The 13,438-nt window shown below is 38.0% G+C and carries 16 protein-coding genes; 7 read left to right on the top strand and 9 right to left on the bottom strand.

Annotated elements, in window-relative coordinates:
• Window positions 1–18 precede the first annotated feature (18 nt).
• Both B2107_RS11260 and B2107_RS11255 read right to left on the bottom strand, forming a co-directional pair.
• Entirely contained in the window at window positions 19–600 is a 582-nt protein-coding gene (locus tag B2107_RS11260) for an NAD(P)H-dependent oxidoreductase (protein ID WP_293955727.1), read from the bottom strand.
• Between the two features lie 58 nt (window positions 601–658).
• The gene (locus B2107_RS11255) at window positions 659–1,225 is read right to left on the bottom strand and encodes a Crp/Fnr family transcriptional regulator (protein ID WP_293955726.1); all 567 of its coding nucleotides are present in this window, start codon (window positions 1,223–1,225) and stop codon (window positions 659–661) included.
• Window positions 1,226–1,545: 320 nt separating this feature from the next.
• Between B2107_RS11255 and B2107_RS11250 the strand changes: the two genes are divergently transcribed.
• From B2107_RS11250 to B2107_RS11235, 4 genes are read left to right on the top strand one after another with little or no spacing between them, the layout of a single operon-like run.
• Window positions 1,546–1,971 carry an organic hydroperoxide resistance protein gene (locus B2107_RS11250; RefSeq protein ID WP_293937010.1) on the top strand — a complete coding sequence of 142 codons (426 nt, stop codon included), beginning with the start codon at window positions 1,546–1,548 and terminating at the stop codon, window positions 1,969–1,971.
• Window positions 1,972–1,974: 3 nt separating this feature from the next.
• Window positions 1,975–2,343 carry a DUF1304 domain-containing protein gene (locus B2107_RS11245; RefSeq protein ID WP_293937007.1) on the top strand — a complete coding sequence of 123 codons (369 nt, stop codon included), beginning with the start codon at window positions 1,975–1,977 and terminating at the stop codon, window positions 2,341–2,343.
• Between the two features lie 12 nt (window positions 2,344–2,355).
• Window positions 2,356–2,991, top strand: coding sequence for a nitroreductase family protein (locus tag B2107_RS11240; RefSeq protein ID WP_293955725.1), 636 nt, complete (start codon window positions 2,356–2,358; stop codon window positions 2,989–2,991).
• Window positions 2,992–3,038: 47 nt separating this feature from the next.
• On the top strand, window positions 3,039–3,470 hold the full coding sequence (locus B2107_RS11235) for a MarR family winged helix-turn-helix transcriptional regulator (RefSeq protein ID WP_293955724.1): 432 nt from the start codon (window positions 3,039–3,041) through the stop codon (window positions 3,468–3,470).
• A gap of 194 nt (window positions 3,471–3,664) precedes the next feature.
• On the opposite strand, the gene nudK is transcribed toward B2107_RS11235, so the two are convergent.
• The 3 genes from nudK to B2107_RS11220 form a co-directional block, all read right to left on the bottom strand.
• Window positions 3,665–4,246 (bottom strand): GDP-mannose pyrophosphatase NudK, encoded by a 582-nt coding sequence (nudK, locus tag B2107_RS11230; protein ID WP_293955723.1) that lies wholly within the window; start codon window positions 4,244–4,246, stop codon window positions 3,665–3,667.
• Window positions 4,247–4,361: 115 nt separating this feature from the next.
• Window positions 4,362–5,591 (bottom strand): hypothetical protein, encoded by a 1,230-nt coding sequence (locus B2107_RS11225; protein ID WP_293955722.1) that lies wholly within the window; start codon window positions 5,589–5,591, stop codon window positions 4,362–4,364.
• 158 nt (window positions 5,592–5,749) lie between these two features.
• Entirely contained in the window at window positions 5,750–6,688 is a 939-nt protein-coding gene (locus tag B2107_RS11220; protein WP_293955721.1) for an SIR2 family protein, read from the bottom strand.
• Window positions 6,689–7,351: 663 nt separating this feature from the next.
• On the opposite strand from B2107_RS11220, the gene B2107_RS11215 reads away from it, so the two are divergent.
• Both B2107_RS11215 and B2107_RS11210 read left to right on the top strand, forming a co-directional pair.
• Window positions 7,352–7,846, top strand: a complete 495-nt coding sequence (locus tag B2107_RS11215) for an N-acetylmuramoyl-L-alanine amidase (RefSeq protein WP_293955720.1) — start codon at window positions 7,352–7,354, stop codon at window positions 7,844–7,846.
• Complete coding sequence (locus tag B2107_RS11210) at window positions 7,833–8,195, top strand: hypothetical protein (protein ID WP_293936993.1); 363 nt, start codon at window positions 7,833–7,835, stop codon at window positions 8,193–8,195. The genes B2107_RS11215 and B2107_RS11210 overlap by 14 nt, the downstream gene beginning before the upstream one ends.
• A gap of 119 nt (window positions 8,196–8,314) precedes the next feature.
• On the opposite strand, the gene B2107_RS11205 is transcribed toward B2107_RS11210, so the two are convergent.
• Window positions 8,315–8,755: a hypothetical protein gene (locus B2107_RS11205; protein WP_293955719.1), complete on the bottom strand. Its 441-nt coding sequence runs from the start codon at window positions 8,753–8,755 to the stop codon at window positions 8,315–8,317.
• Window positions 8,756–9,090: 335 nt separating this feature from the next.
• Between B2107_RS11205 and B2107_RS11200 the strand changes: the two genes are divergently transcribed.
• Window positions 9,091–9,897, top strand: coding sequence for a hypothetical protein (locus B2107_RS11200; protein WP_209576526.1), 807 nt, complete (start codon window positions 9,091–9,093; stop codon window positions 9,895–9,897).
• A 342-nt stretch (window positions 9,898–10,239) separates the two neighbouring features.
• Here the strand turns inward: B2107_RS11200 and B2107_RS11195 are convergent, their stop codons facing one another.
• The 3 genes from B2107_RS11195 to B2107_RS11185 form a co-directional block, all read right to left on the bottom strand.
• Window positions 10,240–10,743, bottom strand: a complete 504-nt coding sequence (locus B2107_RS11195) for a hypothetical protein (protein WP_293885379.1) — start codon at window positions 10,741–10,743, stop codon at window positions 10,240–10,242.
• Window positions 10,744–11,188: 445 nt separating this feature from the next.
• The gene (locus tag B2107_RS11190; RefSeq protein ID WP_293955718.1) at window positions 11,189–12,292 is read right to left on the bottom strand and encodes an NAD(P)-binding domain-containing protein; all 1,104 of its coding nucleotides are present in this window, start codon (window positions 12,290–12,292) and stop codon (window positions 11,189–11,191) included.
• 13 nt (window positions 12,293–12,305) lie between these two features.
• Window positions 12,306–13,328 (bottom strand): LLM class flavin-dependent oxidoreductase, encoded by a 1,023-nt coding sequence (locus B2107_RS11185; RefSeq protein WP_293955717.1) that lies wholly within the window; start codon window positions 13,326–13,328, stop codon window positions 12,306–12,308.
• Window positions 13,329–13,438 lie beyond the last annotated feature (110 nt).

Raw genomic sequence — 13,438 nt, 5'->3', positions numbered from 1 at the left:
GAAATCATCGGATTGATTTTATGCATGCCTGTAACCGAGCTGCTGCACTTTATGTAGCCATTTGTCACGCTGAATTGAATCCGAAGTTTTGATAATGCCTATGTAGGTGACTTTTACGGGTGATATTCCACAAAATTGCAATGTTGATTTTTTTAGTTGATTAACGCTGGGACTACCGTATATCAGCGTGTAATACCAACTCGGCTGATCAAGTGTCGTAATGATTCGAGCGGATTTACCTTTTAATAATTTGTCCCAAAAAAGCGAGTTTTCACGGTATTGAAATGCCATCCCAGGTAAAAAGAGTCGATCAATAAAGCCTTTCATCAAGGCGGGGAGCCCACCCCACCAAACGGGATGTACCCAGACTAGATGATCGGCCCATAGGATGTCTTCCCAGGCAAGTTGTAGGTCTTGTTCAAGTTCAGTCCGTTTGCGATAACCAAATTGAAGATTTGGATTGAAGTCTAGGTCGACGATATGGATCGTTCGTATAACCGCTCCGGACGCTTCTGCACCTTTTTGATAAGCCTTTGCAATGGCAAAATTGAAAGACTCCCGATTTGGGTGTCCATTGATGATGAGTATTTTTTTGTTCATGACCTTGTATTATAGCACAAAAATAGTCATACGAATACCGTTGTTATAGGACAAATGTCTAAAAAGAAATTTCGCTGCGAATACGACTTAAATGGCGTTGTGTAATGCCTAAATAAGAAGCAAGATATTGTAAAGGAAGTTGTTGGATAAATTCAGGATGATCTTTAAGTAAATTGGCATAACGTTGTGATGCGGTTTCTTTTTGCAGTTGAAACACACGTTTTTCGAGCTCAAGATATTGTTCTTCAGCAATCATTTTAAGGTACGTTGTCCATTTTAGGTTGTTTGTAGCAAGTTTGTTAATGATATTTTTTTTGATCACCCATAGTTCAACAGGCGTAATCGCTTGCATGCTCTCTATACTTGGTCCGCCCGTAATGAACGAGGAGTAGGCCGCTATCCAAGTATTCGGAAAGCGGAAACAATACGTAATATCCTCTTTATTGACGCTACTATAAAAGGAGCGGAAAATCCCTGACTGTATGAATGCAACCTCACGACAGCGCTGATTTTCTTTAATGAAAAAGTCGTTTTTATTCAACTTTCTGTATTCGAAAAGATCGACAATTTGATTGATCTCTTCTTCCTCAAAGAGACCAATAGAGCGGAAATATGTTGCTATCATGGATTTCAAACTTAGCGAAATTACTGTCTTTATGCAAAACAAATTGAGTTTTGTTGCGAAACCTAGATATTAAATATTCATTCCACCGGACACCTCAATGCGTGTCCATCGCTATCTTGTCTTCTGTATAGAAAGGAAAGATGCAACTGGATCCTTGTAAGATTCAAATTATAACGTTTATTACCTGAAATTGTTTTCCAACTTCAAGCGGTAGTTCCATTGATAATGATTCTCATTTCAATGTAAATTACAATATTATATTTTACACAATATAATTTCTTAATGTACATTTGTATGGTCAAATTAAAACAAATTAAAATATGAAAACGTTATATAACATCGGTGCGACAGCAAAAGGCGGACGAAACGGTCAGGTAAAAAGTGAAAATGGTGTATTGGACTTAGCTGTTCGTATGCCTAAAGGTCTTGGCGGGGCCAATGACGATTATGCCAATCCGGAAATGCTTTTCGCAGCAGGGTATGCGGCATGCTTTGATAGTGCTTTGAATTTGGTGATCAGATCAGAAAAGGTTAAAACAGGAGAGACATCTGTAACTGCTCATGTCAGTATAGGACAACAGGAAAATGGTGGTTTCGGTCTCGCTGCTGAACTACATGCAAATATTCCTGGTGTGAGCGTTGAAGTTGCACAGGAATTGATTGAAAAGGCGCATCAAGTCTGTCCTTATTCAAATGCAACCAGAGGGAATATAGAAGTTAAATTGACAGTATCAACTAACGAATAATAGATGAATAATTTGGCCAATGTGCTGACGGCACTTGTACTTTTAGAACATGTGTACATTGTATGGATGGAAATGTTTGCTTGGGAAACGGCTGGAAAACGCAGTTTCGGAAAAGCTCTTCCTGCTGAGCTCTTCAAACCTACTAAGGGGCTTGCTGCAAATCAAGGTTTGTATAATGGTTTTTTGGTTGCAGGCTTGGCCTGGTCGTTTTTTATCACTGATCCGGTATGGAGTGAAAATGTACGACTGTTTTTTCTAGGATGTGTTCTTGTGGCTGGAATTTTTGGCGCAATTACATCGAGCAAAAAGATATTCATTGTACAGGGGCTGCCAGCATTGTTGGCGATATTAGCTGTTATTCTCTCCAAATAAATATATAATTATATGTCATTAATAGAAGATTTAAAATGGCGTCATGCTGTAAAGGCGTATGACCCTGAAAAAAAAGTTAGTCAGGAAGATATCGATAAGATTGTGGAAGCTGCTCGTTTAGCCCCTACGTCTTCAGGCCTGCAACCATTTAAAGTGCTTGTCGTTGAGAACCAGGCATTAAAAGAGGAGTTGGCTAAGGGAGCACTAAATCCAGAGTGTATGCGGGAATGTTCGCACGTTTTGATTTTCGCTGCATGGGATCGCTATACGGCTGAGCGTATCGATCAGGTTTATGATTATACAACAGATGAACGCGATCTGCCTCGAGGACGCTTTGGTTCGTACACCGATAAGTTAAAGTCGATTTATCTAAATGAAGCTGCCGAAAGAAATTTTGCGCATACAGCAAGACAAACTTATATTGCTTTAGGCTTGGCGCTAGCCCAAGCGGCCGAACTTCGTGTCGATTCTACGCCAGCGGAAGGTTTTGATAATCAAATGGTGGATAACGTATTGGAACTTGAAAAGCTTGGTTTAAAAAGTGTATCATTAATGTATATTGGTGTAGCAGACTCTTCCCGAGATTGGATCTCAACGATGAAAAAAGTTAGAGTCGCCAAAGAAGATTTCGTCGTTGAATATAAATAAATCGACACTGCTTACTCAATCACTCGAAAACTCAATATCTTTGTGAGATGGACGACTTATTAAAATTAGATAAACAGCTTTGCTTTTCAGTTTACGTGCTGCATAGGGAAATTATGCAGCACTATCGAGCTATTCTTGAAGAGATCGACTTGACCTACCCACAGTATATCACCATGATGGCATTATGGGAAAATGGTGAGCAGACGGTAAATCAATTAGGAAGTAAGCTATTTTTAGATAATGGAACACTTACACCGCTATTGAAACGTCTCGAGGGCAAAGCCTTGCTCACCCGAACACGAAGCAAATCTGATGAGCGGGTGGTAAAAATCAAACTGACGAAGCAAGGATTGATGCTGAAAGAAAAAGCGAGTTGTATTCCTATGCAGATTTTTCAAACGTTAAACCTTGAGTATGATGATATGGTTCAGCTCAAGTCTTTAGCTGATAAAATCGTCAATAATTCGGGTAAAATCTAGCAGTCTTTCATATCGAATAATCAAGGACTGGACGAGATATAATTTCGTTCTGTCCTTGATTATTTTACTATAAAAAGTACTCGAAAAAGGAAGTCATCACTATATATCAACTACCACAAATTTTTGAGTGCTCCAAGTTTATTTTTGCTGAAATTAGCTATTTAGCTTAAAATGGCTATAAACATGCTGTATGCCTACAAGATATTTTTCAGTTTAATATATTGCAGCAACATAATAGTTTTTCCATCTTTGATTTCACCCGTATCAATCATGTGTAAAGCATCCTGAATTTTAATTTCAAGGATCTCTATATGCTCTTCTTCTTCTTCAAGTCCACCTCCACCGCTAACTTTCATGTTGGTTGTATATTCTGCTATAAAAAAATGCAATATCTCCGTTACTGACCCAGGGGACATGTAGGCCTCAAATATTTTTTGTGCTTCCTTGATCTGGTACCCCGTTTCTTCTTCTGTTTCTCTACGGATGCAATCTTGCGGTGAATCTTGGTCAAGTAATCCTGCGCATGCTTCTATCAACATACCCGATTCGTTGCCGTTGATGTAAGTTGGTATTCGAAATTGTCTGGTCAATATTACGGTCTGGGAACTGATGTTATAAAGCAAAATAACCGCGCCATTACCACGGTCATAAGCTTCCCTACTTTGTTGCTGTACTGTACCGTCGGGTTTGCTGTATTGATAGGTTACTTTCTTTAGCGTGTACCAATTATCTGATAATATCTCGGTTTTTATAATTTCAATATCTTTTATTGCCATTTTTAGTGTGTTAAAGTCAAATAGTAAAAATAAAGATTGCAATCCATATGAAGTAGGGAAAACTAAAGATGCTTTGATATCTTTCGTTGGTTTCTATGGCGCTATTTAATGGACTTTATTTGAGACCATTTTCCAATACCTGTTTATCGATCGTGAACTCACGATAGCCAAATGCACCAGACTTGTAGCCAATAACGGCACCGAACTCAATTTTTTTTGAGGAAGATATCTTTGGGAATACGGAAGAGCGGTATACATTAGCGGAAGCTAAAGGTTTTTCAAAGACCCGAAAGTGTATGCCATCCTTTGAATATGCTAGGTAATTCATATCTGAGGTGAATCGGTCTACATTTCCGATTGCCAGACATAAGAAATAATATCCATCGATATAAGAGCCTTGTAAATGCCAAGTTGAATACCCCTTACTAAACTCGAGCCAAGGTTTGTTGATAAATTCAATCTTTTTGCTATTCCGATAAGTGGTAAAGTCTAATCCATTTGTAGAAACACGCGATAGGATATTCGTTATAATAGGAGTTTTATAACTCGGCATGAAATCTACTTCGTAGCTTGTTGTTACATTGGCGGAATTTTTTACAAAGGTTGGAGATAGGATGTGGTTGTCTTGAAAGGCTGCGGGTTCATTACTATTATAAACGAGTTCCAGGGGAGTCCAGTCAATCCCATTTTTCGATGTTTGCCTTACAATAACACGTTCAGCTTCTTCGTTTAATTTCCTATTATTATTGTCGCTTTTTGCGCCCCATCTTTTCAGAATTTTGCTGGAGAAAAAGCATCCCCTATAATAGAGCTCAAATTCCTTTCCGTTGAAATTCCAATCAACATCAGACCAATAGCCTTGATTTGGACTACCATCTTTTTGGATGAAAGACTCCTCTAATGGTGGTCGGCGTTGAATAGGATTGATCATCCCAGCTGGTGTAATCCATTCTTTTCCGTCGTTGGATGCAACTATAGTCGGGTTTTCGTAAAGTGAGGCTGTTCTGTCTGAGCCTATGATTCCGAAATAAGGCGTGAATACCATCCAATATTTATATCCGTTGAAACCCTTTGGAAAATACTCCACATCGGGATGGCAATAACTCGCGTTATTTCCAGAAATATCGCGTACCAAAGATGGTCGCTCTTCACCAGGTTCATTTGCATTGGCAATTGCATTAATTTTTATAGTAGCAATATCATTTGTAAAACCTGCTGGGACTGGTAGTTTATCTCTTTCTGTGATCTCAGGATCGGGCGGTACAATACCTGGGTGAATATCTCTCTTACAACTAACAAATAATGTTAGGCCCAAGAAGAAATAGGCAATTCTTTGAAACGACATAGAGAGTTCTTAAAAATAAATATCGACGGTTAATATGTTATGGCCTTACGGTTCCTTTAAATTGCAGGAACTAAAAGCAAAAGTGATTTATTTTTTTTATTTCTCAAAATCAATCTGAAAATATTATTCGATGTTTCTATTGTCTCTTATCCTCCACTTCAAAGCTGGTATCTCTTTCTTACTGCTGCTAATACTTTTCTATAATATGTAGTTTTATCGGCTTCGTCAATTACAATAATCTCGACATCATTTGCCTGAAGTAACTGCATCTTATCCTTGGAAAGCGAATACCATTTTTTTGTTGTATAATAAAACAATTGATTTTTAATAAAGCTACTTCGTTTGTAATACTTATTGCGCGCACGATACGTTAATAGCCACCAAAGATCGATTTCAACAAGATCTAGAGAAAGGCCAAAGATGTGGATATCTTGCGTAAAAAATAGATCAATCCACGATTGTAGCTCGGTTCTTTTTTTCTGATTCAACCTTTTCATCAAGGAATCTTTGTAGACAGTTTCTGAACTGTAATTTGTTCCATTAACGACATAATCCCTCATTTTTTGCAATTGACCACAATAATGCTCATAACCGAGATTAATGGAAGAGGGATTTAGACAGTCACCATGAATATGCCAATAGGTTTTATGCTCACTTTCATGCCTGCGAAAGATGCTGTAGGTTGTTTCGCGGATTAAACCAGTATTACGTGTGCTGATTTGACCTTCTAAACTAAAATCATAATTTGTGGTTATGATGTTTTCGATTGGTATCTCCCGAATTAACTGGTGTATTTCGTTTTGCTTGATCTGCGAAACACAATCGGAGATATAACTTTTAAGTTCCCTCTCGTTAATGTGCTGCTTTTTGATTGCGCCAAGGAATATTTCCTCATATAACATGGGGAAGGGTTTGAGTCCATTTTCTAATGAACTGACCTTATATTTCTCTTTAATATTAGTTAATAAATCGCTCCAGCTGATTCCGGGTGAGATATTATTGATGTCATTCCCAACGAGTAAAGTAAACTTATTCATCATCATATAAATCAAGCGCCATCCACGTATAACCTTGAAGACGATGCCTAATAATCGCATAATTTGTTATTTGATCACCTGTAGCATACAGGTCAATCCAATACTAAAATAATAAATTAAATCCTGAAGGAATATAATGTACGTTTTTTTAAGAGCGGATCTTGTAGGCTTTTAGTCTGGAGACCTTAACATATTTCTATTCATTAACTGGTAATAATTGTCTGCTAGTGTTTTTAGGTGAGCTTTCTTGCATAATGCTTTCACCGAGAGTCATGCTTTAATTAGCACGATATAGGTTATGGAATAGTAACTGAATGTAATTAGCGGGACTGGAGTTATTCTGCTGATGATTATTAAAAAAAAGGCTAGGCGAACCAACTTCCTAGCCTTCACGGTATAACTCATCCTATGCTATAACAAACAAATAACAAAGGACAGAAGGAAATGTTTGATTGCCAGATAAAATCCTCGTTATGAAACGCTAACGATGTGATCATTTTAGGATGAACATTAATGTTGAGGTGTTTTTCCTAAATAGTCGGTAAGTGGAACGTACCGACTACATTAATCTGTTATTCCGTGTTTTAATAGCTGACTGCCTTTAAATTTGTAGTGTAGAGAAAGCTAAAATGCTTTCATTGATCACATTTGATTCGATGCTTATGAAAGCTCGGAGTAATCTAAATACAAACATAAAAGAACTAATTAATAAGGATAAAAGCTATGGAAATTAAAGAAAACAAGCTGTTAGGTGTTTCATATAGAGATACGCCCAATAAAGGTGGTATTATCAAACCTGTTTATATCATCATGCATTATGATGGTGCGCCCAACTCGACTAGTGCTATAGACTGGTTGACAGATTCGCGAAGTAAAGTGTCTGCGCATCTGCATATAAGTCGTACTGGTGTTGTAACCCAAATGGCCCCGTTTAATGTCAGATGCTGGCATGCAGGTTCTAGTACATGGGCGGGGCTAAAGGGGTTGAATACCTATAGTATAGGTATAGAGTTACAGAATAAAGGTCATGAAATCTATACCGAAAAGCAAATCAGTATTGCGCTTGAAGTGTGTCAGGCACTTATCGGTCACTATCCGATTCGGGATATTTTGGGGCATTCAGATATCGCTCCCGGAAGAAAAGAGGATCCAGGACGACAGTTTCCCTGGGAGAAATTTAAATCATTAATAAAAGGGGGCTGGAATGGACTTACTTGAAATTTTGGAAAAATTGATTATCCCCGTGGCTACTGCTGTTGGAGGATATTTCGTCGGAAAGCCCAAAGAGCAAGCTCAAGTGGAAGCTACAAATGTTGAAAATGCTGGAAAGGTGATCGAGAAATGGGAAGGATATTCGAATAGATTAGCGAAGGATATTGAGCAACTTCGCGCGATTATTGAAGATCTTAATGAAGCGCTACGTCTAGCAAATGATGAACGTATGGCGTGCATAAGGACATTAGCCGATTTGCAAAAAAAATATGATGACCTCATGATACTTTACAATAAGTTACAAATGGAATTAAAGCAGATCAAAAAAGCAAAACTTAGTACAGGCAATGAATAAGTTGTTTGAATCTACATCCAAAGAATAGTCCTTGAGTATTTTTTATCAAGGACTATCTATATGGTTCAATAAGAAGAAGACGAATTTTATCAATAAGTTTAAGATGGACGTGAAATAAATCAATAGTCTTTATTGAAACGCGCATCAATAAGGTAATAATTGGCAATCTGCTTGATCTCCATTTTGAAGTCCCGGTAAAGATCAAATTGGTTGCATGCGCAGATGATGGATTTCTGTAAAATGTCATTATTTATTTTCAAACACGGTCCTAATTCTTTATAAATGGTGCTTTTAACCTTTGTTTTTAGATTAGTTAATTTTTCAGGTTGAAAAATGCGTAAAACAACCGCTATAGCTTTGTAACGATGCTGAATATCGCTATAATTGATATATTCTCCCATGATTTGTTGAATTGGGATGCCTGCGATTTTGCAATAGCAGTCTATCACTTTACTGATTTTAGAAAGATCAGGTTCATAAATCTTATCAATGGATTTTAGTATTTCGGGATGGTTTTCCTTTAAGAAACTCATCATAAATGAATAATATAATGTGTTCATGTGTTGTGAGCTATTTTTTACGTGTTAAATATAGTGTTGCTTCTGTTCTTAAAATCTTATTTTATTTGCGCGGCTTATTAACATCTGTATATTAGCCGCTAATCAATTTATTTGTTAAACAAAGTTAAACTAAATTGTTAATCATTGGGTGTTTTTTTTTGATAAATTTTCATATTATTGAAAAATAATAAACTTATTTGTTTAGTTCTAATAGTCTTATAATCAGTTGTTTTTATTTTTTTTAATTGTTCTGTTTGTTTAGGTTTGATAAGTTGTGTAACTTTGTGTCAGAATGTTATGTTTTTGTGTAACATTTCTTAAGTACAGTATCAACTATGGAGACTTATTCAAATAATAATTTTGAAGTTTTGCGCCTGGAAATGCGTGTTACAAACCGTGAATTTGCGTCGTTATTAGGTGTCCGCGAACAGGTCTATTCGCGTATTAAAAAAGGTGAGTATCCTATTGGGCTTACGATGAAAACACGAATTCAGAAGGCTTTTCCGCATGTTCAATATGACTGGCTGTTGTATGGAAAAGGGGATAGGCTAGCGACTGTCGCTCCAGTTCAGTCTGACACTATGGCGATGGTCAGTGTGGGAAATGGAAAATCAATAGGGTACTTTTCGGACGATATTAAGTTTATCGATGAAAACAAGAACAATATATTTTTTGAAGTTTCCCCTGGAAGATATTTGATGCAGACAAAACTTGTTACTGAGAAAGCGAAAGCCGGTTATTTATCGGGCTTTTCCGATCCCGAATATATGGACGACTTACCTGCCCATTTTATTACAGTCAATGAGTTTCATAAGGGAGCTTATCGTTCTTTTCAAGTTAGTGGTGACAGTATGACCGATGGTACGGATGCAAGTGTATTGGATGGCGATATTGTTACGGGGCGTTTGATAAAGCCAGAGTTATGGCAATCCAAATTTCATACACATAAATATCGTTATTGGGTAATAGTGCATAAGTTTGAGGGTGTTATTATAAAAGAAATCGCTCATCACAATGTAAACAACGGAATTCTTACGCTTAGATCACTTAACTCGGATAAAAAAAGATATCCTGATTTTGATGTAAGTCTGGATGACGTTGACCAAATTTTCAACGTTGTAGATATTAGCCGCTCTTTATAAGTGCATTAGTTTTTTAGGTGTTTTCTTGACTTTAAAGTATATGGGCATTTTAAATTGAGTTGCTAAAAAATATAGAAATTAAAACTAATTATGTTAGTTTTAATTTCTATATTTGGTTTTAAATTGAACGTTTACGGTCATGTTGCTGTGTGCTATTTTGGCGCTTCTAGTATATATACATGCATCCGGATAGACCGTTAGCATAGCAAGGATATAGGTTGCTCATTATTCAAGCCTGCCCGTAGCGTTCAATTCAAATAGAAGACCGTTATTAAGTTTAGGTTGCTTATGTTTTCGATTGATAAAATGAGCTTATCTTTTGGATTATAGCGGCTATCATTTTTAATTTTTGACAAAACTAACGTCGGTTATTTTATAATTAAAGTTGTCCTTTTCTCGCTCATTTTCTGGCTTCTCTAATTCGCTGTAACGTACTGTACCTTTCATTTTAAATGTTGTATGCGAATCTAGATTGATTTTCTCTCCATTGTCGTCAAATACATAGAAGTTCTTGAGCGTATAATTTTTTTGGTCCGCAGGGATATCAAATAATACACTATTCTTTTCTGTGCCAACAGGTAAAATCACATTGATTACTGTAAATTTTTCTGAACTGAAAGCATGAGATTTAACAACAAAATTCATTTCCATCGTTTTCGATTTGCCAGATGAAAAGGTGAAAGACGGTGCATCAAATTCTCCAACTAACGCAATGGTCTTGTCTTGGTTGTCGTAGTTAGATTCAATAGCTTTTACCGTATCGACAGAGTCGCCATTACAAGATGTAAATAGTGTTAAGCTACAAGATGTTAACAATAATGCTGAAAATAAATGTTTTGTTTTCATGATAAAAATCTATTAATTGAATACATTGTTATTAGTCCGCTTAGCCATACTGAATAGCACTATATATATGATGTAGGAAGGTTTGATGATTCAATATTGTCCACTCCATTCCTCCTAGCTTTAGCTTTCATTCAGTAGGGTTCTCTTTATTATTTTGTATAAAAGTAATGCATGGATAAATATATCTTAAGGTATGATTTAAATTCGTAAGGAATGAATTTAAATTCGCATCCACAGAGCTTTTTTTCGTTTGGAAATGAAGGTACGTGTACAAATCGATTGATGGTTAGTCCTTATAGAAAGTCTATAGGGTTTTTGGTTTAGTTAGCTGTTGACAATTAATATTTTGAGGATTTGTTACCGTGGTGAATAACTTTGATTAAATGCTAGATTGCTATTCCATTGCTGCGCTCTGCATTGATTTGCCAGTTTAGTTTGTTTCTCTCTACATGGTCAGACTGTGGCCGACGTCTGAAAGCGTGTTTAGCAATTCTTTGGCTGCGGCACTTCCGGCTCGGTTTGCGCCAATAGTGGATGCTGATGGGCCATAACCCACGAGGTGAATTCTGGGCTCTTTAGCTACCATGGTAGCGAGTCTGCCTGTCATTTGGATTCCGCCTTGGACTTCTTTTGGCAGAACGGCATCGAGATGGCTCAATGAGCTTTTGAAGCCCGTATTCCAAAGAATTACATCTGCTTTTTGCTCTTTTCCGTTGTCCCATTTGATTCCCTTTTCTGTTATTTCCTTAAACATCGGAAAACGTTTAAGAACTCCACGCTGTTCCATCTTTTGGATTTCACTAGTATAGGGAAGGCCTGTCACCGCCACTACAGACAAAGGCGGTAGTCCTTGTCTTACACGCTCTTCCACCATCGCAACAGCATGATGACCTGCCATATCATCGAAGGGGCCTTCTCTAAACAAAGGTGGGCGACGTGTAACCCAGGTCGTTGTCGTTATTTGGGAGATTTGGTCCAGTAATTGAATGGCTGAAATGCCGCCCCCAACAACAATCACATGTTTCCCGATAAAATAGTCTGCAGTTTTAAAATCCTTTGTATGAAGTTGTTCTCCCTGAAATAAAGCTGCGCCGGGATAGTCCGGAATGTATGGGTTTTCCCATGTACCTGTAGCGTTTATAATGCCTAGAGCTGAGAAAAGCTCGTTATTTGTGTCGATGTGAAAACGATTATGGTGTGCATAGACTTTGTCTACTTTAACTGGCCGATATACCTGAAGCTCAAATTTCTTCTCATAAAGCTCAAAATAATGGGGAACGGCAGTGTTTGCTCGGACCTCCGTGTCACTTGTGGATAGCGTTTCTTCAAACGACATACCAGGCAAATCGTGTATTTTATTAACAGTGCTTAAGGTGAGCGAATCCCAACGGAATTGCCAGGCCCCACCTGGGCTAGGGGCTTCATCTAAGATCATAAAGTCTTTCCCGATTGTAAGTCCCATTCTTTTTAAATGATATGCAGCGGAAAGCCCAGCTTGTCCCGCACCTATTACAGCAATTTTTGTTTTGTACCGAATATTCTTTATCATGAGTTCAGAAAAGTTAACGCCAGCCGAGTTCGGGCGCGACATATTTCAATATAGCCGAAAGGATATGAATGTTATAGTCTACTCCTAACGTATTTGGAATGGTTAAGAGTAATGTGTCGGCTTCTTGGATGGCTTCATCTTGCGCTAATTCTTTTATAAGTTGATCTGGCTCGGCGGCATAGCTTCTTCCAAAAATCGCCCGTCGATCTGTTTCGATCATTCCTATCTTATCTTTTTTATCCGCCGCCTGCCCGAAATAGTAGTGATCCAAATCGTTGACCAATGCAAAGATGGACCTGCTAACAGATACCCGGGGCTCGCCGGCATGTCCAGCTTCCTTCCACGCCTCTTTGTATAAGCGGATTTGTTCGGCCTGCTGAATATGAAAAGGCTTACCATTTTCATCATATTTTAAGGTTGAGCTTTGAAGATGCATTTTATTTTGCGCAGCCCATACGGCTGTTGAATTGGACGCTGCTCCCCACCACACACGATCCCTTAAGCCATCTGAATAGGGTTCAAGCCTGAGTAGGCCCGGTGGGTTTGGAAACATCGGATAAGGATTCGGCTCAGCAAAACCGATACCGTTAAGTTTTTCCAAAAATGCCAACGCTTTCTGCCTTCCCATATCTGCGTCGGTTTCATTTTCGCCTAGATTGTAACCAAAATAGCGCCAGCCATCAATTACTTGCTCTGGGGAACCTCTGCTGATTCCTAGCTGCAATCTGCCTCCAGCAATTAAATCTGCAGCGCCGGCGTCTTCCACCATATAGAGCGGATTTTCATAGCGCATGTCGATCACACCTGTGCCGATTTCGATGTTAGAGGTTTTGGCTCCAATAGCCGCGAGTAAAGGAAAGGGAGATGCCAGCTGATTTGCAAAATGGTGTACGCGAAAATAAGCTCCATCTATGCCTATTTCCTCTGCAGCTACAGCTAAATCTATCGATTGCAGCAAGGTGTCACTTGCTGTCTGCGTACGATATGCGGGATGTTTGGACCAATGTCCAAACGATAAAAAGCCTATTTTTTTCATAAACCACAATGGAATTCGATGTCTATCAAAATTAATAAATGTTGTGGTTATTTTTGGGATGCCTATTGTCGGGGCGGTGTCAATAATCTATCATTCTGATCGAAATGATA

It is taken from the genome of Sphingobacterium sp. UBA7855, from assembly GCA_002500745.1.
Classification (GTDB): domain Bacteria; phylum Bacteroidota; class Bacteroidia; order Sphingobacteriales; family Sphingobacteriaceae; genus Sphingobacterium.
This window is presented reverse-complemented; position numbering and strand designations above follow the sequence as displayed.